This window comes from Streptomyces canus 299MFChir4.1 (assembly GCF_000383615.1).
GTDB lineage: Bacteria > Actinomycetota > Actinomycetes > Streptomycetales > Streptomycetaceae > Streptomyces > Streptomyces canus_C.
In genome coordinates this window covers 45,890-68,340 of record NZ_KB911608.1, presented here as the reverse complement: position 1 = coordinate 68,340, position 22,451 = coordinate 45,890, and the positions used below count along the sequence as shown (strand labels likewise).

The following is a 22,451-nucleotide window of genomic DNA, read 5'->3' as shown; positions in this document are numbered from 1 at the left end:
GGGTAATTACGCCCCGGACGTCCGGAAGACCCGTGTGCCCACTGTCACGGCCACCACCGTCAGGGCGACGGCGACCAGGACGCCGTACAGCATGTGATCCGTCGTGTACGAGCCGACGTACGCGTCCCGCATCGCGTCCACCAGATAGCGGAACGGCATGAGGTGCGACAGGACGTCCAGCCAGGCCGGGCCCAGGGTCATCGGGAGCATCAGGCCGGACAGCAGCATCGACGGCATCGACACCGCGTTGACCAGCGGACCGAACTCCTGGGGTGTACGGACCTTCATCGCCAGCGCGTACGACAGCGAGGCCAGCGAGACGGTCAGCAGGGCGACGAACGCGAAGCCGATCAGGACCCCGGCCAGCGGTGCCCGCAACCCCATCGCGACCGCGGCGAGCACCAGCAGCACCGCCTGGAAGACGAACACCGTCGCCTCCCGCAGCACCCTGCCAAGGAGCAGGGCGAGCCGGCTGACGGGCGTGACCCGCATCCGCTCCGTCACCCCCTGCCCCTTCTCCAGGATGATCATGAAGCCCGCGAACAGCGCCCCGAACAGCCCCAGTTGGAGCAGCAGCCCCGGCACCAGGACCTGCCAGGAACTGCCGCGCCCACCCAGCGGGAGACCGGTGAGCAGCGGACCGAAGAAGACCAGGTACAGCAAGGGCATCAGGACGCCGAACAGCAGCGCGAAGCGGGAGCGCAGGGACTGGCGCAGGTAGCGGCCGTAGATGATCGAGGTGTCGTGCAGAAGCATGGCTGTCCTATACGGCTACGGGGGCGGCGTCGGCCGGGAGGGGACCTCGGCCGGTGATCGCGAGGAAGGTGTCCTGGAGCGAGGCGTCGATCGAGCCGCCGTACTCCAGTTTCAGGGCGCTCGGTGTGCCCTCGGCCACGACCACGCCCTGGTCGACGATCACGAGGCGGTCGGCGAGGGCGTCGGCCTCGTCGAGGTAGTGAGTGGTCAGGAAGACGGTCGTGCCGTGCGCGTCGCGCAGTCCGCGGACCAGGTCCCACAGGTCGGCGCGGCTCGCGGGGTCCAGGCCGGTCGTCGGCTCGTCGAGGAACAGCACCTTCGGGCGGTGCGTGAGCGCCATCGCGATGTCGAGGCGGCGGCGCTGACCACCGGAGAGCGTGCCGCACCTGCGGTCGAGCAGGTCGGTGAGATCCAGGTCGCGGGCCAACTCGGCTGCACGCGCTACTGCTTGGGCTTTCGTCAGGCGGTACAGGCGGCCCTGGGTGACCAGTTCCTCGCGTACGGAGATCTGTGGGTCCACCCCGCCGGACTGGGCCACGTACCCGCACACCCGGCGCACCCCGGCGGCGTCGGTCGCGAGGTCGTGGCCGGCCACGGTGGCCGCGCCGCCGGTGGGTTCGAGCAAGGTCGTGAGCATCCGGAGCGTGGTGGTCTTCCCGGCTCCGTTCGGGCCGAGGAAGCCGAGGATCTCGCCCTCGCGGACGGTCAGATCGATGCCGCGCACGGCTTCCACGGGGCCACGCCGGGTCTGGAAGGTACGGGCGAGCGAGGCCGTACTGATGATGGGCATGGGCCAAGAAAAACAGAGTCTCTTAAACTTTGCAATGGCCCCAAAATTTCAGACGGCCCACGAAGCTAGCATTCGACCCATGGCAGAGGGGCTCAGGGAGCGGAAGAAGCGCGAGACCAGGCAGCGGATCTCGGACATCGCCACGGGGCTGTTCCTGGAGCACGGCTTCGTCACGGTGACGATCGCCGAGGTGGCGGACGCCGCCGACGTGTCCGTGAACACCGTCTACAACTACTTCCCGACCAAGGAGGACCTCTTCCTCGACCGCAGCAAGGGCGTCGTCGACCGCCTCTCGCGCTGGGTGCGCGGGCGGGACGTGGGCGAGTCGGCGGCGGCCGCCGTACTCAGGGAGCTGCGCGACGAGGTCGAGGCGGTCTCGCCCCGGGTCGGCCTGATGCCGGGCTATGACCGTTTCATGCGGGTCATCCACGACGCACCCCCGCTCCGCTCCCGGCTGTGGAGCATCCAGCAGGAGGTCCAGGAGAACCTGGAGACGACCCTCCGGGAGGAGACGGGCGCCGCGCCCGGCGATCCGCTGCCCGCCCTGATCGCAGGTCAGATCAACTGGATCCACCAGACGGTCATGGGCAGCATCGGGCACGAGATGGTCGCGGGGCGCGAACCGGACGAAGTATCACGAGAGACACTCGCGCTTCTCGACGACATGGAGGAGTTGTTGAGCGATAAGGTGCTCAACTACGCCGTACGAGACCACTCGTGACAGCTACCGGTGTGATGTCCGTCAGATGAGACGTGACGCGCATTACTAACCGGTCACACAGCCCTTCACGAGCGCTAGTGTCCGCCGCAGAGGCAACGTAAACAGGGCGTAAGGCGTTTCAAAGGGGAGTCGCAACAGTGGCACGGAAGCTTGCCGTCATCGGCGCCGGCCTGATGGGTTCCGGCATCGCTCAGGTATCCGCCCAGGCGGGCTGGGACGTGGTCCTGCGGGACGTCACCGACGAGGCGCTGAAGCGCGGTACCGACGGTATCAAGGCTTCGTACGACAAGTTCGTGAGCAAGGGGAAGCTGGAGGCGCACGACGCCGACGCGGCCCTCGCCCGGATCACCGCGACCACCGACATGGATGCGGCCGCAGACGCCGACATCGTCGTCGAGGCCGTGTTCGAGAAGCTCGAAGTCAAGCACGAGATCTTCCGCACGCTGGACAAGATCGTGCGCCCTGACGCCGTACTGGCCTCCAACACCTCCGCGATCCCGATCACCAAGATCGCGGCGGCCACCGAGCGCCCGGAACGGGTCGTCGGGGTGCACTTCTTCTCGCCGGTGCCGATGATGCAGCTCGTCGAGCTGGTCCGCGGCTACAAGACGAGCGACGAAACCCTCGCCACCGCGCGGGAGTTCGCCGAGTCCGTCGGCAAGACCTGCATCGTCGTGAACCGGGACGTGGCGGGATTCGTGACCACCCGTCTCATCTCCGCCCTCGTCGTCGAGGCGACCAAGCTCTACGAGTCGGGCGTCGCGACCGCCGAGGACATCGACCTCGCCTGCAAGCTGGGCTTCGGCCACGCCATGGGACCGCTCGCCACGGCGGACCTGACCGGCGTCGACATCCTGCTGCACGCCACCAGCAACATCTACACCGAGTCCCAGGACGAGAAGTTCGCCCCGCCGGAGCTGATGCGCCGGATGGTGGACGCCGGTGACATCGGACGCAAGAGCGGGCAGGGCTTCTACAAGCACTGACGGCTTTTTCCGTCCCCGTAACCGCACAAGCCCCTCTGGTTTCACCCCGAGGGGTGAATTCGGTATCGGTTCGCTTACAGACGGCAACCTCCGACCGCCCTACGCAGTCAGAGGTGTCATCACTGGACATCAGATTCGTGGAGTACTACAGGCACTCTCGGGGAGCGCATATGTACATCAGGGGCGACCACGCCGAGCTGGTCGTCGGGGGCCGCCTCGACGTCCGCAGCGCGGCGGACGCCCGTACGGTCCTGCATTCGGCCGTCGACGACGGAGTCGGCGACCTGGTGCTCGACCTGTCCGAGCTGGATTCCTGGGACGCCACCGGTCTCGGGGTGATCATGGGGGCCCACCGCAGGGCCGGCCGCTGCGGCCGCCGGCTGGTGCTGCGCGACGTACCGGCGCAGATGCAACGCCTCCTGGTCGCCACCCGGCTGCACCGCATCCTGGCGATCGAGGGCGGCATCGGCGTGGAGTCGCTGCCCCGCGTCTGACCGGTCCGACGTGGCGAAACGCAGGTCCCGCGCAATCCTCACGAGACTGTGACGTCTCGGACGGCGCGGTACCCCGGGCTGTCGTAGATACTGTGCGAAGGTTTAGGGTTCGGTCGCCTGCTGTCTGCATCCCTTCCAGCGGGCCCGGACCAGAAGCGACAGCGCGGTGTGCTGCAGGCCGGGAGGGGCCACTGTCGGCACACGAGACGCTTTTGGGGGGCTTGAACCTATGGACCCGAACAACCGGGGACCCGAGGAGTACGGCCATGACGACGACGGCGGCTCGCCGCGTCAGCGGCCTCCCAGGGACTCCCTCACATCCGAATTCGGCCAGCACACGCCGGCGCTCGCCCGCACCGTGCAGCTCGTCGCGGGTGACTTCCTGCTCACCGTCAACCCCGTCGACGGCAGCGAGATAGAGGCCTGCCCGCCCGGCGAGCGACCGGCCCGCCCCGCGAAGTTCGGCAGCGCCGAACGCGCCGAGGTGGACCGAGCGGCCCGCCCGCCCGTCCCACCCGGACCGACCCGCACCGCCCTGCCGCTCCTGGCCCGCCAGGACGAGCGCGAGCGACTCGTACGGCTGTCCGCCCGAGGCCGCTCGGTACGCCTGACCGGCCCCGCCGGCTCCGGTCGCACGAGCCTCCTCGACGTCGTCGCCGAGGACTGCTCGGACCTCGCCCCCGACGGCGTGGTCCGCCTCACCGGCTTCCACCGCACGGCGACCGAGCTGCTGTACGACCTCTTCTACGCTGTCTTCGACGCGCCCCTGCACCGCCCCGACCGGGACGAGCTGCTCTCCTGCGTGCGGGAGATCGGCGCGGTCGTCGTCCTCGACGACATCGAGTTCGGCGGCGCGGCCCTCGACGAACTGCTCGACGCCACCCCCGAGTGCGCCTTCGTGATCGGCGCGACGCCCGACGTGCCCGCGCCCTCGGCCGACTCCGCCGTCGAGGAGGTCTTCCTCAGCGGCCTGGAGCGCGCCGACGGTGTGGAGCTCCTGGAGCGTTCCGTCGGCCGGGTCCTGACGGAGGAGGAGTCGAACTGGGCGGGCGACCTCTGGTTCGAGTCCGAGGGCCTGCCCCTGCGCTTCGTCCAGGCCGGCGCCCTGCTCAGGCAGCGCGACCGGCTGCGGGCCGGGACCAGTGCCGTCGACGAGTTCGGCGTCTTCGCGGACGCGGCCCCTGTCGACGCGCTGTTCGCCCCCGACGAGGGCGAGGAGATTTCCCTGCCCGCGCTCGGCGAGGCCGCCGCTCCCGCTCCACTGCTCGCCTCCCGGCTGAGCGAGTCCGCGCGCGCCACCCTGCGGTTCGCGGTCGCGCTCGGCGGCGAGGTGCCCCACCAGGCGCACCTGCCCGCCCTGATCGGCGACACCCACGCGGACGCCGCCCTCGGTGAGCTCGCGGACTGCGGTCTGGTCTCCCCGGTCGGCTCCCGCTACCGGCTCGCCGCCGGTGTCCTCGCCCAGCTGGAGGCCGCCGGATACGGCGACGACATCGAGAGCCGCGCCCTCACCGCCGCCCAGCACTACGGCTGGTGGGCCGGACACCCCTCGGTCACCCCCGAGCGGGTCTGCGCGGAGGCCGACGCCCTGCTGGCCGCCCTCGCCGTCCTGGTCCCGGTCACCACCGCGCCCGACGAGGGCGAGGAGGCCGTGACCGTTCAGCTGGCCCGCACGGCGGCGCCCGCGTTCGCCGCCGGCGGCCACTGGGGCGCCTGGGAGCGTTGCCTGCGGGCCGGTTCCGAGGCCTCCCGGCTGGCCGGTGAGGTCTCCGAACAGGCCTACTTCCACCACGAGCTCGGCATCCTCGCGCTCTGCGGCGGACAGCTCGACCGGGCCCGCGCCGAACTGGAGGCCTCCGTCGGCCTGCGCGGCGCCCTCGCCGACAAGCGCGGCACCGTCGCGGGCCGCCGCGCCCTCGCCCTCGTCTCCGACCGGGACGGCAGCGCGCCCGGCCTGGCCGGCCTCGGCGCGATGGCGGGCGAGGAGCTGCCCGACGCCCGGTACGACGAGTCCGCCTCACCGCCCGGGGGAGTCCCCGCGGCCTTCCCGCCGCTCCAGCCGCCGGCCGACTCGCAGACGATCGTCGTCCACCGCTCGCCCTCCACGTCCGCGCCCTCGCGCAAGGCCCGGGGCGGACTCAAGGGCCTCGCCAAGCGCAACCTCGTCGCGGCCGGCGCGGGCGCGCTGCTGGTCGCGGTGCTCGGCACGGTCGTGACCCTGGGCGCCACCTCCGACAACGACCCGAACGCCCCGTCCGACCAGGTCGGCGTCAACCCGTCGGCCAGCGTCGGCATCGACGACGGCAACCTCGGCGCGGACGTCCCGAAGAACGACGACGGCAAGGGCGACACGGGCAAGGCGACATCCCGTCCGACCGATCCCGGGCCCGACGGGACGTACGGCACTTCGGACGATCCGACGCCCACGGGTGGGGCGGAGCCTTCGGACGATCCAAGTGGGACGAAGAAGCCGGGGAGCACGCCGAGCTCTCCGAAACCGACATCCCCCAAGCCCTCGACGACCAAGCCGTCGACTCCGCCCACGCCGACGGGTTCCGGTACCCCGTCAACGACGCCGTCCGGGTCGGGCTCCCCGTCGGACAGCGCCACGCCCACCCCGACCGACACGACCCCGAGCAACTCCACCTCGGCCAGCGGCCCCGCCTCCACCACCCCGGTGGAGACCAGCAGCTCGGCCAGCGCCCCGGAGAGCAGCTCGGCAAGCGCCTCGCAGCCGGTCATCTGACGCACAGGCGCGACAACAGGAGGGCCGGGTCCAGAAACGGACCCGGCCCTCTTCGTGGAAGAACTCGTCGTAGCGGAAGAGGCGCTGTCAGAACAGCCGCAGCTTGTCGTCCTCGATGCCCCGCAGCGCGTCGTAGTCCATGACGTGGCAGCCGATACCGCGGTCCGTCGCGAGGACACGGGCCTGCGGCTTGATCTCCTGCGCGGCGAAGATGCCGCGGACCGGAGCGAGATGGGGGTCGCGGTTCAACAGGTCGAGGTAGCGGGTGAGTTGCTCGACACCGTCGATCTCACCGCGCCGCTTGATCTCCACCGCGACGGTCTGCCCCTCGGCGTCCCGGCACAGGATGTCGACCGGGCCGATGGCCGTCATGTACTCGCGGCGGATCAGGGTGTAGCCGTCGCCGAGGGTCTCGATGCGGTCGGCGAGCAGTTCCTGAAGGTGTGCTTCCACGCCGTCCTTGATCAGGCCGGGATCCACACCGAGTTCGTGCGAGGAGTCGTGCAGGACCTCCTCCATCGTGATGATGAGCTTCTCGCCCGCCTTGTTGATGACGGTCCAGACGCCTTCCTCGTCGCCGGTCCCCTCCTTCAACGTGCAGGGCGGCGACATCCAGTTCAGGGGCTTGTAGGCCCGGTCGTCGGCGTGGATGGAGACGCTGCCGTCGGCCTTCACCAGGATCAGACGGGGGGCCGAGGGCAGGTGGGCGGTGAGCCGGCCCGCGTAGTCGACGGAACACCGGGCAATGACGAGACGCATGGTCGGCAACGCTACTCGACGGGCGCATGTCCACGCGATTCGGCCCGTAAGGCTGTGGAGAAAGCCTGTTCACTTGTGGCCGATTGTGGGCCTGTTGGGAGCGCCCTTTGTTCGCATTCTCCTGGTGCCGTCACCGTCCGTTGCCTACCGTAGTGAACGGGAGGTCGCGAGGCGTGCACTGAGCGTGTCCGGCAGCGCGGACTCCCTCATCTGTCCGGCAACCCCTGACGAATCAGGGGTGCGAGAGGAGAACCCATGTCGCTCGACGTCTCACCGGCCCTACTCGAGAAGGCCGAGCGAGGCGAGGTCGACGAAGCGGAATTCGTCGACTGCGTCCGGACCTCCCTGCCCTACGCATGGGAGATGATCAGCTCCCTGGTGGCCCAGCTGAAGGTCGACGGCGGCAACTTCGCCGACAACCAGACGCCCCCGCCGGACGAGCAGGCACGCGGTCAGCTGCTGCGTGCGCTTGCGAGTGACGCGATACGCGGCGCGCTTCAGCGGCACTTCGGTGTGCGGCTGGCCTTCCAGAACTGCCACCGGGTGGCGGTGTTCCCGTTGGACTCCTCCGTCGACGAGACGCTGGTCCGCTTCACCTCGGTGCGCAGTCAGCTGCTGAACCAGTCTCCGGAGTTCCGGGACTGCTGACGCGGCGCCGCTCGCTTGCCGCTCCGTACGCGGGAGGTGCATCAGTACCGGGGCGGCAAGCTCCCGCCGGACAGGGTTGTTCCGTTTCAGGTCAGATGCGGCAGTACTTCCGCACCCAGCCGCCGTACGTTCTCCTCGGTGGCCGCCAGATCTCCCGAGCCCTCGACGAGCAGGGCGAAACGGGAGACACCCGTCCGTTCGCTGGTCGCCGCGAGGCGGTCGGCGGCGAGCCGCGGGGTGCCCACCGGGTGCAGTCCGCAGAGCAGTTCGGTGTAGGCCACCGGATCGCGCATCTGCCGGGCGCGGCCGTCGACCGTGACATGGGCGCCGAGTCCCTGCCTGAGCCACCCCGGCATCGCCTTCACCAGGGCCTCCACCGCGTCCGTGCGCCGGTCCGCGAGCTGGCAGACACCGGCCGAGACATGGGGCGCGTCCAGCACCTTCTCGGGCGCGTGTCCGGCGGCGCGCGCCCGCCTGCGCCACAGGGCGACCATCTCCGCCTTCTCCTCGTCCCCGACATGCATCCCGAGCAGCATCGGCAGCCCGCGCTCGGCGGCCAGCCGGACGCTCGCCGGGGAGGTGCAGGCGACGACGACCTCGGGACCGTCGACTTCCGTGAGCGCCTCCGACGGCCGCGGGACGACCGGCACCTCGCGGAAGCGGAAGCGCTCGCCGGCCGCTCCGACGGACGGCTCGCGCAGCCAGCGCACCAGCAGATCGAGTGATTCCGGGAAGCCCTTCTCGTACGCCTCAAGGCCCGAGCCGAACACCTCCAGGTCGACCCACGGACCGCCGCGCCCCACGCCCAGCGAGAAGCGCCCGCCGCTCGTCATGTGCAGCAGCGCGGCCTGCTCCCCGAGGGCCACGGGGTGCACCGTGGGCAGCACGCTCACGGCGGTGCCGACGCGGATACGGCGGGTGCGGCCCAGCAGCAGCGCCGCCAGGGTGATCGCCGACGGACAGGTGCCGTACGGCACGAAGTGGTGTTCTGCCAGCCAGACCGCGTCGAGCCCGGCCTCCTCCGCGACCTCGGCAGAGCGGACCGCGCGGTGCAGCGCCTCCCCCTGGCCCTGCCCCGGGAACTGGGCCGCCAACACGAAACTTCCAACGTGCATGTGCTTTTCCTGCTTCCTTGGCTCCGACACGGAGCTCCCCCACACGGCATAACCGGCTGACACGTGCCGAGGACACGGCCTGGTGGAGAGATTTGCCGATTGTCTGCAGAATGGGTTGTCCCGGAGGGGGACTTGTGGGGGTTGGTGCCCTACGCGTAGCCCGCCGCGTGCCGCGTAGGCTGGACGCGGTCCCTGCTTCCTGTATAGCCCCGTGAGGTGTCCTGTGTCCCCGCGTCGCAACCGACCCAAGGGTTCCGGTTCGTCGGACTCGGCCGGCCGGAGTGCCGAGGACGACCGGTCCGGCCGCTACGGCGGCTTCCAGTCGGCCACACACTGGCAGGGCGAGGACTGGAACGTCCGGCATGTGGCGGGGGCGAGCGCGCAGGGCAAGACGTACCGCTGCCCGGGCTGCGACCAGATGATCCCGGACGGTGTCCCGCACGTGGTGGCCTGGCCGGACCACTCGGGTGTCGACGAGCGCAGACACTGGCACAAGGCCTGCTGGAACGCGCGGGACCGCCGCACCACGCGGGTGCAGCGGTCCCGTAACGCGCCGAGGTTCTGAGCCCCCGAAGGGGGCTCCGGGGGCTTCTACACGTCCCGCTTCTCCAGCAGCGCGTAGGCGCCGGCGAACGCGACGGCCGTCACACCCAGGATGATCCACAGCGGGTCCCAGTCCGAAGGGCCGCTCTCGGTGAGGGAGTTGGAGTAGAACACGCTGAGCTGGTTCGGGATGGAGTACTCGAACAGCGCCTGCCGCAGGCCCTCCAGGGACTGCGAGAACATGAACAGCGCGATGACCAGCGGGGCCAGCACGACACCGATCATGACGGTGATCGCGCCCGCCGAGTGCCGGATGATCGAGCCGACGACCAGCGAGAGCAGACCGAGCAGCGCGATGTAGAGCGAGATGCCGACCGTGCCCTTCAGCCACTCCTGACCGGTCGGGTTGCGGGCGCCGTCCAGCAGGGCCACGTCCGCGAGGGCGACCACGAGGACCGAGACCAGGGTGGTCACGAAGGCGACGGTGAAGAACACCACCGCCTTCGCCGCGAGGACCCGGCCGCGGGAGGGGCAGGCGACCATCGTCGTACGGATCATCCCGGTGCCGTACTCCGAGGCCGTGGTCAGCACGCCGAGCGTGATGACGCACATGCTGCCGAGCAGCAGTCCGAAGAAGCCGAACGACAGCGGGTTCTCGTCGCGCAGGCTCTCCTGCGAGGCGTTGGCCGCGACCAGCGCGGCGGCTCCCAGCCCGATGCCGATCATGAGCAGGACGAACACGCCCAGCGTCCAGATCGTCGAGCGCACCGACCGGATCTTCGTCCACTCCGAGGCGATGGCGTGCCCGAGATGGGTGCGCACCACGGGGATCGGCGAGGTGTAACCGGCGTACGACGGCCCACCCGCCGACTGCCAGTTCGGTACGGCGGCCTGGGCCTGCGGCATCGAAGGCTGCGGGGTGCTCATCGGGCGTCCTCGGGCTCGGTCGGGGTGGCGGGGGCGGATGTCTGCGGGGCGGGCGCGGCGGCCGGGGGCTGCGCCGGCGGCTGCGCGTACGGGTTGGGGGCGCCGTACGGGCCCGCCTGCGCCGGGTCCTGCGGGCCTGCGAACGGCTGCCCGCCCGGCTGGGGCGGCGGCGGGGCGTACCAGCCCGGCTGGCCCTGGCCCGGGACCGGCATGGGCGGCTGCGCGCCGGGCGGGAGGGGCTGCATGAGCCCCGCCTTCTGGTCGATGGTCGAGCGGTAGTCCACCGCGCCCTGCGTCATCCGCATGTACGCCTCTTCCAGCGAGGCCTGGTGCGGCGACAGCTCCCACAGGCGTACGTCCGTGTCGTGCGCGATGTCGCTGATGCGGGGGAGGGGCAGCCCGGTCACGCGCAGCGCGCCGTCCTGCTCCGGCAGGACGTGCCCGCCCGCCTCGGTGATCGCGGCCGACAGCTTCTCGCGCAGCTGGGGCTCGGTGTCGGGCGTCCGCACCCGCGCGAAGCCCGCGGAGTTCGCGGCGATGAAGTCCTGGATGCTCATGTCGGCGAGCAGCTGCCCGCGACCGATGACGATGAGATGGTCCGCGGTCAGCGCCATCTCGCTCATCAGGTGGGAGGAGACGAAGACCGTGCGGCCCTCCGCCGCCAGCGCCTTCATCAGGTTGCGCACCCACAGGATGCCCTCGGGGTCGAGCCCGTTGACCGGCTCGTCGAAGAGCAGCACCTGGGGGTCGCCGAGCAGCGCGGCCGCGATGCCGAGCCGCTGGCCCATGCCGAGCGAGAAGCCCTTGGAACGCTTCCTGGCCACGTCCTGGAGGCCGACCACGCCCAGCACCTCGTCCACCCGGCGGGCCGGGATGCCGGACAGCTGGGCCAGGCACAGCAGGTGGTTTCGGGCCGCCCGGCCGCCGTGCACGGCCTTGGCGTCGATCAGCGCACCGACCTGCCGGGCCGCGTTGGGCAGCCTGCGATACGGGTAGCCGCCGATCGTCACCTGCCCCGACGTGGGGTTGTCCAGGCCGAGGATCATCCGCATGGTCGTCGACTTGCCCGAGCCGTTGGGGCCCAGGAAGCCGGTGACGGTGCCGGGACGCACCTGGAAGGAAAGGTTGTACACAGCGGTCTTGTCGCCGTAGCGCTTGGTCAGGCCGACTGCCTCGATCATGCTCCGCACCCATCGCAAGGTTCAGGACAGCGGGGCGCACGCCCCCCGTAAGGGTTAGGAGCTTATCGGGGCGCTGACGGTTCCGCTCAAATGAAAGCAAAGGGCCTTGCGCGTCACGCGTCCCGCTTCTTCAACAGGACATAGGCGCCGATCAGTGCCACCGCCACCCACAGCGCCATGATCCCGAGCCCGCCCCAGGGGCCGTAGGGAGTGTCGTCGTCGATCGGGGTGACCACCTGCATGATCCTGCTGCCGGCCTGATCCGGCAGGAACCGGCCGATCTTCTTCGTCGCCGAGACGTTGCCCAGGATGTTGGAGATCAGGAAGAAGAACGGCATCAGGATGCCCAGCGACAGCATCGGCGAGCGCAGCATCGCGGCGACGCCCATCGAGAACATCGCGATGAGGGTCATGTAGAGGCCGCCGCCGATGACCGCGCGCAGCACCCCGGTGTCCCCGATCTCCGCCCTGTGCGAGCCGAGCATCGCCTGCCCGAGGAAGAAGGTGACGAAGCTGGTGACGAGACCGACGGCCAGCGAGAGCCCGGTGGCGACCGCGATCTTGCTCGCCAGGAAGGTGCCCCGCTGCGGAACGGCGGCCAGCGAGGTGCGGATCATGCCGGTGCTGTACTCGTTCGAGACGACGAGCACCCCGAACACGATCATCGCGAGCTGCCCGAGGCTCATCCCGGCGAAGCTGATGAACGTCGGGTCGAAGGAGAGCTTGTCCTGCCGGCTCATGTTGTCGAACTCGTTCTTCGACAGGGCCGAGATCAGGATGCCGAGCCCGATGGTGACGACCACGGCGAGGGAGAGCGTCCACACCGTGGAGGCCACCGACCGGATCTTGGTCCACTCGGAGCGGATGACCTGGGTCGCCGCCATGGTCACTTCCCCTTCCAGTCGTTGCCCCACGGCTGCTGCCGCGGTGCCTCGACGGGTGTGTCGCTGTGGGCGTGGTACTCGACCGACTCGGCGGTCAGCTGCATGAACGCCTCCTCCAGGGAGGCCTGTTGGGGGCTCAGCTCATGCAGCACGAGCTGGTGCTGGGCGGCCAGCTCGCCGATGTACTCGGACTTGCTGCCGTCGACCTCCAGCGTGCCGTTGCCGGTCTCGACGACGGTGACCCCGGCCGCGTGCAGCACGTCCAGCAGCCGCTCGCGCTGCGGGGTGCGGATGCGGACGTAGGACCGCGAGTTCTGCGCGATGAAGTCGGCCATGGAGGTGTCGGCGAGCAGCCGCCCCTGGCCGATGACGACGAGGTGGTCGGCGGTCAGCGCCATCTCGCTCATGAGATGCGAGGAGACGAAGACCGTACGGCCCTGCGCGGCAAGGGACTTCATCAGGTTGCGGATCCAGTGGATGCCCTCGGGGTCGAGCCCGTTGACCGGCTCGTCGAACATCAGGATCCGCGGATCGCCGAGCAACGCGCCCGCGATGCCGAGCCGCTGGCCCATACCGAGCGAGAACCCCTTGGCCTTCTTCTTCGCGACGGCGGTGAGACCGACCGTGTCGAGGACCTCGTGCACCCGCTTCGTCGGGATGCCGTTGCTCTGCGCGAGGCACAGCAGGTGGTTGAAGGCGCTGCGCCCGCCGTGCATGGCCTTGGCGTCCAGCAGGGCGCCGATGTACGTCAGCGGGTCCTTGAGCTGGTCGTAGTGCTTGCCGTCGATGCGGACGTCCCCGGCGGTGGGACGGTCCAGGCCGAGCATCATGCGCATGGTGGTCGACTTGCCGGCGCCGTTGGGACCCAGGAAGCCCGTGACGATGCCCGGTCTGACGGTGAAGGTCAGGTTGTTGACCGCCACCTTCTCGCCGTACCGCTTCGTCAGGCCCGCCAGCTCGATCATGCGGACCACGCTAGGGGGCGGGTTCGGCAGATGCCAATCGTGCGGGCAAACGGAGACCGACCAGAAGGGCAAAAATGCGCCACCCGGGGGAGAGGGCCGGAAGCAGTAGGCAGGGGCCAAGATCACGTCACTCGGACGGGGCCCCGGTGCACCAGTGCCCCCGGACACGCCAAAGGCCCGCACCTGTCGGGGGTGAAGGTGCGGGCCCTTGATGCCGTCAGGCGGTGTTACCGGGACTGCTGGGCCGGAACCCCACGGGAGATCGGCTCGTCGTCGGCCGGGGTGCCGGCGGCGGCCACCGCGGCGCCCGTGAGCGTGGCGAGCATCTCGCGGACGTTCGTCAGCTGGGCGTTGATCGAGTCGCGACGGTTCGTCAGAGCCGCGAGCTCACGCTCGGATTCCGAACGGATGCGGTCGGCCTTGGCGTTGGCGTCGGCCACGATGTCCTCGGCCTGGCGCTGCGCGGTCTCCACCGTCTGGCGGGCGCGGCGCTCGGCGTCGGTGCGCAGCTTCTCGGCCTCCAGGCGCAGTTGCTCCGCGCGGTGCTCGATCTCCGCGAGACGCTTCTCCGCCTTCTGCTGACGCGAGGCCAGATCGCGCTCGGACTGCTCCCGGCGCTTGGCGAGGTTCGTCTCGAAGTCGGCGGCGGCCTGCGCGGCCTTGGCGCGGGTCTCCTCGAAGAGGGCGTCCGCCTCCTCACGCTTGGACTGCGCGTCCTTCTGAGCCTCGGAACGCAGCTGGGACGCGTCGCTCTTGGCCTTCTCGACGATCCGGACGCCCTCGTCCTCGGCCTTGGACTTGCGCTCCGCAGCGAACGATTCTGCGTCGTTGCGGACCTGCTGGGCCGCCGACTCGGCGAGTTCGCGGTGCTGCTCGGCCGCGCGACGGGCCTCGTCGCGCAGGTCCTTGGCCTCCTCCTCGGCGAGGCGGAGGATCTTCTCGACACGCGCGCCGAGGCCGGCGTACGACGGCTCGGCGTCGCTTACCTGAGCCTGGGCGTTCTGCGTCTCGAGGTGGAGCTCCTCGATGCGCTTTTCCAGGGCGGTGATGCGGGAGAGAGCGCTGTCACGGTCGGAGACGAGCTTGGAGATCCGTTCGTCCACCTGAGCGCGGTCGTACCCACGCCGCACAAGCTCGAAGCCGTAGGGGGAAGTGTCGCTCATGGGGTTCCTGTCAAATGAGACCGGTGAGGTGATAGGGGGAATCCTAGGGGCCGAAGCGGTGTGTCATCGAGCGGATACGTGTTTGATCTGGAGAATGACACCCCTTTTGAGTGGCTAACCCTCGGACGGCTTGCCAAAAACTTGGTCAAAGGCCCCAGACGGCACCGGATTCCGACCAGTCGGTCAGCTGTCCGACGGCTTACCCGAACGAGGGGCGCCGACCGTGGCGCCCGCCTTGACGCCGCCGTCCTTGCCCGCCGACGGGGCCTCGAACGACTCCAACGCCTCCAGGACGTCCTGGACACGGGAGATCTCGGTGTTGATGTCCTCGCGGCGGCGGACGAGGACCTCCAGCTCGCGCTTGCCCTCCTCGACCGTGCGCTTCGCCTCGCGGATCGCCTCGGCCTTGAGCTCCTCGGCCTCCCGGACCAGCGTGGCCTTCTTCTGCTCGGCCTCCTTGAGGAGCCCCTCGGCCTTCTTGACCGCGGCGATGCGCACCTTGCCGGCCTCCGAATTGGCCTCCGAGACCAGCTCCTTGGCCTTCGCCTGCGCCTTGCCGAGCTGCTCCTCCGCGGCCTTGATGAGCGCGTCGCAGCGGTCACCGGTCGACTTCATGGTCTCCGCGGCCTCACGCCGGGCCCGCTCGTGCAGCGCCTCGATCTCGCCCGTGATCCGGTCGCGCAACTCCTCGGCGCGCTCCCTTATGGCGGTGGCGTCCCGGCGCGCGCCGACGAGCAGCTCGTCCGCGTCCGTACGGGCCTTCTCCACGCGCGCGTTGCCCTCGACCGTGGCCTCGGACACCAGCCGGTCGGCCTCCTGGCGGGCCGCGCCCACCATGGTGTCGGCCTGCGCCTCCGCGTCCGCGGTGGTCTTCTGCGCCTGCTGCTGCGCCTCGTTGAGCAGCTTGTCCGCCTCCGCGGCGGTCTCCGTGATGAGCGTGTCGACCTGCTCGGCCGCCTCGGAACGCCGCTTGTTGGCGTCCTTGCGGGCCTCGTCGAGGGTGCGGTCCGCCTCCGCGCGCGCGGAGTTGACCAGTTCCTCGGCCGCGGCCGCCGCGTCCGCCCTGACCCGCTCGGCCTCGCTGCGGATCCGCTCCGCGTGCTGCTGCGCCTGCCCGACCGTCTGGGCGGCCTCAGCCCGCAGCCGCTCCGCGTCCCCGCTGGCCTCCCCGATCAACTGCTCGGCCTGGGCGACCGATTCGGCCCGCACGCGCTCCGCCTCGGCGACCGTCTCCGTCCGCAGCCGGTCGGTGTCGGTGATCGTCTCCTCGGTGAGCCGCTCGGCCTCGCTGCGCGCCTCGGTGATGAGGGCGTCGGCCTGCCGCGCCGCGTCCGAACGGATGCGGTTGGCGTCCTCGCGGGCGTCCGCCCGGGTACGGGAGGCGTCCTGGTCGGCCTGGGCGATGGCGTCCGAGGCCTCGGTGCGGGCCCGCTGGGCGAGCTCGGACGCCTCCGAACGCAGCCGCTCCGCCTCCGCGATCGCGTCCGAGACGGTGCGCTCGGCAAGGGACTTGGCGGCGTCCGTCTCCTCGGCGGCCTCGCGCCGGATCCGGGCCGCGTCCTCGCTGGCCCGCTCCCGCTCGGAGTAGGCGTCCGAACGGACCCGGTCGGCCTCCTCCTGGGCCTCGCGCCGGGTGCGCTCCGCCACGTGCTCGGCGGCGCTGCGCAGCCCGGTGATCTCCTCCTGCGCCTGCTCGTGCAGCCCCGCGACCGAGTCCCGCACCTGCTGGGCGTGCTGCTCGGCGGCCGACACCATCTCGGTGGCCCGCCGGTCCGCCTCCTCGACCAGCCGTACGGCCTCGGCCTGCGCCTCCTCGACCCGGTTACGGGCCGAGGCCAGCAGCTCCTCGCTCTGCTCGCGGGCCCGCTCACGCTCCTGGTCGGCCTCCTGGCGGGCCGAGCCGAGGTACTCCTCGGCCTCGCGGCGTCGCCGGTTGGCCTCCTCCTGGGCGGCGGCCAGCGTCTCGGAGGCCTCGGCGGCGATCCGCTCGGCGGCGGTCTGCGCCTCCGCCCGGACGCGGTCCGCGGTGTCCTGGGCCTCGGTCTTGAGACGCTCCGCCTCGGCGGCGGCCTCGGAACGCAGCCGTACGGCGACGGCCTCGCCCTCGGCGCGGGAGGCGGACGCGTCGGACGCGGCCTCGGTGCGCAGCCGGTCGGCCTCGGCCTCGGCCTGCTGCTGGAGGGTGCGGATCCGCTCGGCGGCCTCGCCGCGCAGCCGGTCGGTCTCCTCGGCGGCCTCGCGGCGGATCCGCGCGGCCTCCTCGCGGGCCTCGGTCAGGGCCTGCTCGGCGGTGGCGAGACGCTCCTCGGCCTCGGTGCGCAGCCGGGTCAGTTCCTCGGCGGCCTCGGCACGGCGTGCCTCTATGGCCCGCTCGGTCTCCTCGCGCAGCTCGTCCGCGGCCCGCTCGGCGGCGGCTGCGATCTCCTCGGACAGTGCGACGGCCTCGGCGCGCTGCCGCTCGGCCTCGTTGCGGGTGCGCTCCAGGGTGTCCTCGGCCTGCCGGCGCAGCGTGGTGGCGCGCTCGATGGCCTCGGTGCGGACCTTCTCGCTGTCCGTGGTGGCGGTCTGGCGCAGCTCGTCGGCGTCCGCCTTCGCCTTGGAGAGCAGCTCCTCGGCGGTCTTGGCCGCCTCCTCGATCTGCTGGACGGCCTCCTTGCGGGCCTCCGCGCGGATCTTCTCGCCCTCGGCGACCGCGTCGGAGCGCAGCTGCTCGGCCTCGCCGCGCAGCCGGCGGGCCTCCTCCTGCAGCTCGACCGTCTTGGCGCGGTACTCCTTGGTGTCGTCCTTCGCCGTGCCCTTGAGCTGCTCGGCGATGTCGTGCGCCTCGGCGCGCAGCCGGTCCGCCTCGGTCTCCGCCTCACGGCGGATCCGCTCGGCCTCCTCGGTAGCGGCCTTGGTGGTCCGCTGCGCGTCCTCCTGCGCCTTGTTGAGGACGTCCTCGGCGGTCTTGGCCGCCTTGGACAGCTGGGTCGCGCTCTCCTCGGCGGTGAGCGTGCGGGCCTTCTCGGCGGCCTCGGTGACGATCTTCTCGGCCTCGGCGCGGGCATCCGCGACGATCTGCTCGGCGGCCTCCTTGGTCGCCTCGGCCTCCTGGCTGGCCTCGGTGACCAGCCGGGCGACCTGCTCCTTGGCCGTACGCGTGCGCTGCTCATTGGCCGACTCCGCGCTCGCGAGCGCCTTCTCGGCGGCCGACTTCGCCTCGGTGAGCACCTTGTCGGCCTCGGCCTGCGCCTTGCGCAGCGCCTCCTCGGCCTCCGTCATCCGCTGTTCGGCGGCCCGGCTCAGCTCGGTGGCCTGGCGGCGGGCGCTGTCCGACTCGGTCGCGGTGGACGTGCGCAGCTGCTCGGCGTGGTCGGTGGCCTCCTGGGCCTGCGTGGAGGCGGTCTCCAGGAGCCGCTCCGCGTCCGCGCGGGCGCGGCGCAGCAGCTGCTCGGCCTCCGCGCGGGCCGCCTCGGCCTCGCTCTGCAGACGCTGGCGAGCCTCGTTGGTGACCCGCTCGGCCTCGGCACGGGCGGCCGCCATGGCCTGCTCGGCCTCCGCGCGGGACTCCTCCAGGAGCCGTCGGGCCTGCGACTCGCTGCGGGCGCGCAGCTGCTCGGCCCACGCCACGTTCTCGTTGACGTGCGACTCGACGGTCTGCCGGCGCTCGGCCAGCTCCTGGTCGAGCTGCTGGCGACGGGTGACGGCCTCCTGGTGCAGCTCCGCCTGCAGACGCGCGGCCTGCTCGGCGTGCTCCTGGAGGATGCGCTGGGTCTGGGCGCGGACCTGGCTCAGCTCGCGCTCGGCGTCCTGGCGCAACTGGTCGGCCTGGATCTGCGCGTTCCGCAGCAACTGCTCGGCCTGGTAGCCGATGTCACCGCCGCCGAATTCGGGCCGGGACATGAGGGTGCGCCGCGCCTCGTGCAACTTGGCGCGCAGCACCTCGACCTGGTAGCCGAGGTCGTCGGCGTGCTGGATCGCCTTTTCCCGCTCGGTCTTCAGCCGCTCCATCTCGGCCTCGAACCGAGAGAGGTGGTCGACGTCAGCCGCCGGCTCTCGCTCCTGGCGTTCGTAGCCCCGCACTGCGCGGTCCCATCCGTCCCCTGGTCGCAAGTCTCTCCAAACGAGCCCCGTCCATCCGCCGAACGGGGCCCCCGGGGAATGGTGTCAGATCAACGACGGAGCATGGGCTGCTGCCCGTCGCTCGTCCCCCGAAACCCGGACCCCGGAAAGCGGCCACCCCCCTTCCGGGAGCGACCGCCCCCAACCCTACCGGCCCATATGTACGAGGGTCAGTGCTCAGGTGACTCAACAGGCGCCGAAGTGACCAGTTCTGTCAGTACGCCATGACAATCCTTCGGGTGCAGGAAGGTGATCCGTGACCCCATGGAGCCGCGTCGCGGCTCCTCGTACAGGACGCGTACGCCCTTGTCCTTGATGTCCGCGGCGTCCTGGTCGACGTCCGCCGTACCGAAAGCGATGTGGTGGACGCCCTCGCCGTTCTTGTCCAGCCACTTGGCGACGGTCGAGTCGGGGCGGGTCGGCTCCAGAAGCTGCAGGTAGGAGGCGCCGCCGTCGGAGGTCTCGTTGATCTTGAGCATGGCCTCGCGCACGCCCTGCTCCTCGTTGACCTCGGAGTGGAACACCTCGAAGCCGTACGTGGCCCGGTAGAACTCGACGGTCTTGTCGAGGTCGAAACAGGCGATCCCGATGTGGTCGATTCGCGTCAGCATGTAGTCAGTGCAGCGCTCGCGAAACGGTTACGCAACGTGCGCGCGATCACACCGACGGGGCGATGACGGCACGGAGTGCCACTCAGTACCTTTGAAGTAAACCCTCGTTCACTCCTCGGCAGTGCAGCCGGTAAGGGGATCGCAGCTCATGTCTGGATCGAACAGCACGACCTCGGTGATCGTCGCGGGCGCCCGAACGCCCATGGGGCGGTTGCTGGGCTCGCTGAAGTCCTTCTCCGGAGCCGACCTCGGCGGCTTCGCGATCAAGGCCGCCCTGGACCGGGCGGGAATCGGTGGCGACCAGGTGCAGTACGTCATCATGGGCCAGGTGCTCCAGGCCGGAGCGGGCCAGATCCCGGCCCGCCAGGCCGCCGTCAAGGCCGGCATCCCGATGAGCGTCCCGGCGCTGACCATCAACAAGGTGTGTCTGTCCGGCCTCGACGCGATCGCGCTGGCCGACCAGCTGATCCGCGCCGGCGAGTTCGACGTGATCGTCGCGGGCGGCCAGGAGTCCATGACCAACGCCCCCCACCTGCTCCCGAAGTCCCGCGAGGGCTTCAAGTACGGGGCGATCGAGATGCTCGACGCCATGGCGTACGACGGTCTGACCGACGCCTTCGAGAACATCGCCATGGGCGAGTCCACGGAGAAGCACAACACCCGCCTCGGCATCCGGCGCCCCGAGCAGGACGAGTTCTCCGCCCTGTCCCACCAGCGGGCCGCCGCCGCGCAGAAGAACGGCGTCTTCGAAGCCGAGATCACCCCCGTGGAGGTCCCGCAGCGCAAGGGCGAGCCGGTCGTGTTCAGCCAGGACGAGGGCATCCGCGGCGACACCACCGCGGAGTCCCTGGGCAAGCTGCGCCCCGCGTTCACCAAGGACGGCACCATCACCGCGGGCTCCGCCTCCCAGATCTCGGACGGTGCGGCGGCCGTGGTCGTGATGAGCAAGACCAAGGCGCAGGAGCTCGGCCTGGAGTGGATCGCCGAGATCGGCGCCCACGGCAATGTGGCGGGCCCGGACAACTCCCTGCAGTCCCAGCCGTCCAACGCGATCCTGCACGCCCTCAAGAAGGAGGGCCTGGAGGTCTCCGACCTCGACCTGATCGAGATCAACGAGGCCTTCGCCGCGGTCGCCGTCCAGTCGATGAAGGACCTCGGCGTGTCCACCGAAAAGGTGAACGTGAACGGCGGCGCGATCGCCCTGGGCCACCCCATCGGCATGTCCGGCGCCCGGCTCGTCCTGCACCTCGCCCTGGAACTGAAGCGGCGCGGCGGCGGGGTCGGCGCGGCGGCCCTGTGCGGCGGCGGCGGTCAGGGTGACGCGCTCGTCGTGCGGGTACCCAAGGCCTGAGTTCTCCTTTGTAGGACCTCGCTGTGAACGGAGCTGTGATGCAGGACGTCTCCACCCTGGTGGCCCAGGCCAGGGAGGGCCGGCCGCGGGCCGTGGCCCGGCTGATCTCCCTCGTGGAGGGGGCGTCCCCGCAGCTCAGGGAGGTCATGGAAGCGCTCGCCCCGCTCACGGGCAACGCGTACGTGGTGGGCCTGACGGGGTCGCCCGGGGTGGGCAAGTCGACGTCAACCTCGGCCCTGGTGACCGCCTACCGCAAGCAGGGCAGGCGGGTCGGCGTCCTGGCCGTCGACCCGTCCTCGCCGTTCTCCGGCGGCGCCCTGCTCGGCGACCGGGTCCGTATGTCGGAGCATGCCTCCGACCCCGGCGTCTACATCCGCTCCATGGCGACCCGGGGCCACCTCGGCGGCCTCGCCTGGGCCGCCCCGCAAGCCATCCGGGTCCTGGACGCGGCCGGCTGCGACGTGGTCCTGGTCGAGACGGTCGGCGTCGGCCAGTCCGAGGTGGAGATCGCCTCCCAGGCGGACACCTCCGTGGTGCTGCTCGCGCCGGGCATGGGCGACGGCATCCAGGCCGCCAAGGCCGGAATCCTGGAGATCGGCGACGTGTACGTCGTCAACAAGGCCGACCGCGACGGCGCCGACGCTACGGCCCGCGAGCTCAACCACATGCTGGGCCTCGGCGAGTCCCGCGCCCCCGGCGAGTGGCGCCCGCCGATCGTCAAGACGGTCGCCGCCCGCGCGGAGGGCGTCGACGAGGTCGTGGAAGCCCTGGAGAAGCACCGCGCCTGGATGGAGGAGCGCGGCGTCCTCACCGAGCGCCGCCGCGCCCGCGCCGCCCACGAGGTCGAGACGATCGCCGTCACCGCCCTGCGCGAACGCATCGACGACCTGCACGGCGACCGGCGCCTGGACGCCCTCGCGGAGAAGATCGTCGCCGGCGAGCTGGACCCCTACCGGGCGGCGGACGAACTGGTCGAGGGCCTGACCAGGGGCTGAGCCCCTCGGGACGGCACAGGGTGCCGCGACCGCCGCGCGGCGGCCGACTCAGGCGTCGTCGTCGCGGTCCTGCGTGACCTTGCCCGAGTCGAGGGCGACCTTCCACTCGCCCTGCCTGCCGTCCTTCACGGTGTCCGCGCTCCAGGCCACGGTGCCGTTGTCGTCGTCGAGGCCGACCTCCGTCACCGTGCCCTTCGCGGCGGCGGCCAGCGCGGCCTCGCGGGCGTCGGTGTGCGCGCCCTTCACCGCGGCGAGCTCGGCGCGGTCGTCGGTGTCGTCGGTGTCGGTGTCGTCCTCGGTGTCGCGCTGGGCGCCGAGCACCTTGCCGGAGTCCGGGGCGATCCGCACCTCGGACTCGGAGCCGTCGCCCTTGACGACGGAGACCTCCCACGCGTCGGCGCCGTCGTCGTCCAGGTCGGCGGAGACGGCGGTGCCCGGGGTGTGCTTCAGGGCGGCCGCGATCGCCTCGGCCGCGGTGACCTTGGCCCCCGCGTTCGCCTGGCGCTGCGTCGCCGTCGCCTCGTCGTTCCCCGATGCGAAGGCCGCGACCGTGCCGCCGGTGGCCAGCGCGGCGGCGGTGAGGGTGGCGATGACGATGTTGCGCTTCATGAGGATTCCTCCAGAGCAGGTCTGTTTCGTTCTGCCTCGTCGGCGTTCGACGACAACCAAGCTGCCGGAGGGGAGCTGAAGCGGACCTGAAGCCTCCTGAAGGTGT

General features: G+C 70.9%; 20 protein-coding genes. 8 read left to right on the top strand and 12 right to left on the bottom strand.

Features of this window, described 5'->3' with window-relative positions:
- Positions 1-6: 6 nt before the first annotated feature.
- Both H293_RS0136540 and H293_RS0136535 read right to left on the bottom strand, forming a co-directional pair.
- Positions 7-756, bottom strand: coding sequence for an ABC transporter permease (locus tag H293_RS0136540; RefSeq protein WP_020122762.1), 750 nt, complete (start codon positions 754-756; stop codon positions 7-9).
- Between the two features lie 7 nt (positions 757-763).
- Positions 764-1,546: an ABC transporter ATP-binding protein gene (locus H293_RS0136535; protein ID WP_020122761.1), complete on the bottom strand. Its 783-nt coding sequence runs from the start codon at positions 1,544-1,546 to the stop codon at positions 764-766.
- Positions 1,547-1,625: 79 nt separating this feature from the next.
- Here H293_RS0136535 and H293_RS0136530 point away from each other — a divergent pair, with 79 nt between their 5' ends.
- The 4 genes from H293_RS0136530 (at position 1,626) to H293_RS0136515 (ending at position 6,493) form a co-directional block, all read left to right on the top strand.
- Positions 1,626-2,267 carry a TetR/AcrR family transcriptional regulator gene (locus tag H293_RS0136530; RefSeq protein ID WP_020122760.1) on the top strand — a complete coding sequence of 214 codons (642 nt, stop codon included), beginning with the start codon at positions 1,626-1,628 and terminating at the stop codon, positions 2,265-2,267.
- 137 nt (positions 2,268-2,404) lie between these two features.
- The gene (locus H293_RS0136525; protein ID WP_020122759.1) at positions 2,405-3,253 is read left to right on the top strand and encodes a 3-hydroxyacyl-CoA dehydrogenase family protein; all 849 of its coding nucleotides are present in this window, start codon (positions 2,405-2,407) and stop codon (positions 3,251-3,253) included.
- 170 nt (positions 3,254-3,423) lie between these two features.
- On the top strand, positions 3,424-3,747 hold the full coding sequence (locus H293_RS0136520) for an STAS domain-containing protein (RefSeq protein WP_007384738.1): 324 nt from the start codon (positions 3,424-3,426) through the stop codon (positions 3,745-3,747).
- Positions 3,748-3,976: 229 nt separating this feature from the next.
- Positions 3,977-6,493, top strand: coding sequence for an ATP-binding protein (locus H293_RS0136515; protein WP_020122758.1), 2,517 nt, complete (start codon positions 3,977-3,979; stop codon positions 6,491-6,493).
- 87 nt (positions 6,494-6,580) lie between these two features.
- Here H293_RS0136515 and nucS read toward each other — a convergent pair whose 3' ends face one another.
- The gene (gene nucS, locus H293_RS0136510) at positions 6,581-7,252 is read right to left on the bottom strand and encodes an endonuclease NucS (protein ID WP_020122757.1); all 672 of its coding nucleotides are present in this window, start codon (positions 7,250-7,252) and stop codon (positions 6,581-6,583) included.
- A gap of 255 nt (positions 7,253-7,507) precedes the next feature.
- On the opposite strand from nucS, the gene H293_RS0136505 reads away from it, so the two are divergent.
- Positions 7,508-7,900, top strand: coding sequence for an SCO5389 family protein (locus H293_RS0136505; protein WP_007384741.1), 393 nt, complete (start codon positions 7,508-7,510; stop codon positions 7,898-7,900).
- Positions 7,901-7,986: 86 nt separating this feature from the next.
- Here H293_RS0136505 and H293_RS0136500 read toward each other — a convergent pair whose 3' ends face one another.
- Positions 7,987-9,015: an LLM class flavin-dependent oxidoreductase gene (locus tag H293_RS0136500; RefSeq protein ID WP_028808511.1), complete on the bottom strand. Its 1,029-nt coding sequence runs from the start codon at positions 9,013-9,015 to the stop codon at positions 7,987-7,989.
- A gap of 223 nt (positions 9,016-9,238) precedes the next feature.
- On the opposite strand from H293_RS0136500, the gene H293_RS0136495 reads away from it, so the two are divergent.
- Positions 9,239-9,580, top strand: a complete 342-nt coding sequence (locus tag H293_RS0136495; RefSeq protein WP_020122755.1) for a hypothetical protein — start codon at positions 9,239-9,241, stop codon at positions 9,578-9,580.
- Positions 9,581-9,606: 26 nt separating this feature from the next.
- On the opposite strand, the gene H293_RS0136490 is transcribed toward H293_RS0136495, so the two are convergent.
- The 7 genes from H293_RS0136490 to mce all read right to left on the bottom strand — a co-directional run bounded on the left by H293_RS0136490 (position 9,607) and on the right by mce (position 19,390).
- On the bottom strand, positions 9,607-10,485 hold the full coding sequence (locus tag H293_RS0136490) for an ABC-2 transporter permease (protein WP_020122754.1): 879 nt from the start codon (positions 10,483-10,485) through the stop codon (positions 9,607-9,609).
- Positions 10,482-11,666, bottom strand: a complete 1,185-nt coding sequence (locus tag H293_RS0136485) for an ABC transporter ATP-binding protein (protein ID WP_020122753.1) — start codon at positions 11,664-11,666, stop codon at positions 10,482-10,484. Before H293_RS0136485 ends, H293_RS0136490 begins: the two co-directional genes overlap by 4 nt.
- A gap of 113 nt (positions 11,667-11,779) precedes the next feature.
- Positions 11,780-12,550, bottom strand: coding sequence for an ABC transporter permease (locus tag H293_RS0136480; protein WP_028808509.1), 771 nt, complete (start codon positions 12,548-12,550; stop codon positions 11,780-11,782).
- Positions 12,551-12,552: 2 nt separating this feature from the next.
- Entirely contained in the window at positions 12,553-13,515 is a 963-nt protein-coding gene (locus H293_RS0136475; protein WP_020122751.1) for an ABC transporter ATP-binding protein, read from the bottom strand.
- A 227-nt stretch (positions 13,516-13,742) separates the two neighbouring features.
- Positions 13,743-14,678 carry a coiled-coil domain-containing protein gene (locus H293_RS0136470; RefSeq protein ID WP_020122750.1) on the bottom strand — a complete coding sequence of 312 codons (936 nt, stop codon included), beginning with the start codon at positions 14,676-14,678 and terminating at the stop codon, positions 13,743-13,745.
- Positions 14,679-14,861: 183 nt separating this feature from the next.
- Positions 14,862-18,740 carry a polarized growth protein Scy gene (scy, locus tag H293_RS0136465; RefSeq protein ID WP_020122749.1) on the bottom strand — a complete coding sequence of 1,293 codons (3,879 nt, stop codon included), beginning with the start codon at positions 18,738-18,740 and terminating at the stop codon, positions 14,862-14,864.
- A gap of 209 nt (positions 18,741-18,949) precedes the next feature.
- The gene (gene mce, locus H293_RS0136460) at positions 18,950-19,390 is read right to left on the bottom strand and encodes a methylmalonyl-CoA epimerase (RefSeq protein ID WP_007384751.1); all 441 of its coding nucleotides are present in this window, start codon (positions 19,388-19,390) and stop codon (positions 18,950-18,952) included.
- A gap of 148 nt (positions 19,391-19,538) precedes the next feature.
- Here mce and H293_RS0136450 point away from each other — a divergent pair, with 148 nt between their 5' ends.
- Both H293_RS0136450 and meaB read left to right on the top strand, forming a co-directional pair.
- Positions 19,539-20,741, top strand: coding sequence for an acetyl-CoA C-acetyltransferase (locus tag H293_RS0136450; protein WP_051138207.1), 1,203 nt, complete (start codon positions 19,539-19,541; stop codon positions 20,739-20,741).
- Between the two features lie 38 nt (positions 20,742-20,779).
- Entirely contained in the window at positions 20,780-21,736 is a 957-nt protein-coding gene (meaB, locus tag H293_RS0136445; protein ID WP_020122746.1) for a methylmalonyl Co-A mutase-associated GTPase MeaB, read from the top strand.
- Positions 21,737-21,784: 48 nt separating this feature from the next.
- On the opposite strand, the gene H293_RS0136440 is transcribed toward meaB, so the two are convergent.
- Positions 21,785-22,345, bottom strand: a complete 561-nt coding sequence (locus H293_RS0136440; protein ID WP_020122745.1) for a PepSY domain-containing protein — start codon at positions 22,343-22,345, stop codon at positions 21,785-21,787.
- Positions 22,346-22,451 lie beyond the last annotated feature (106 nt).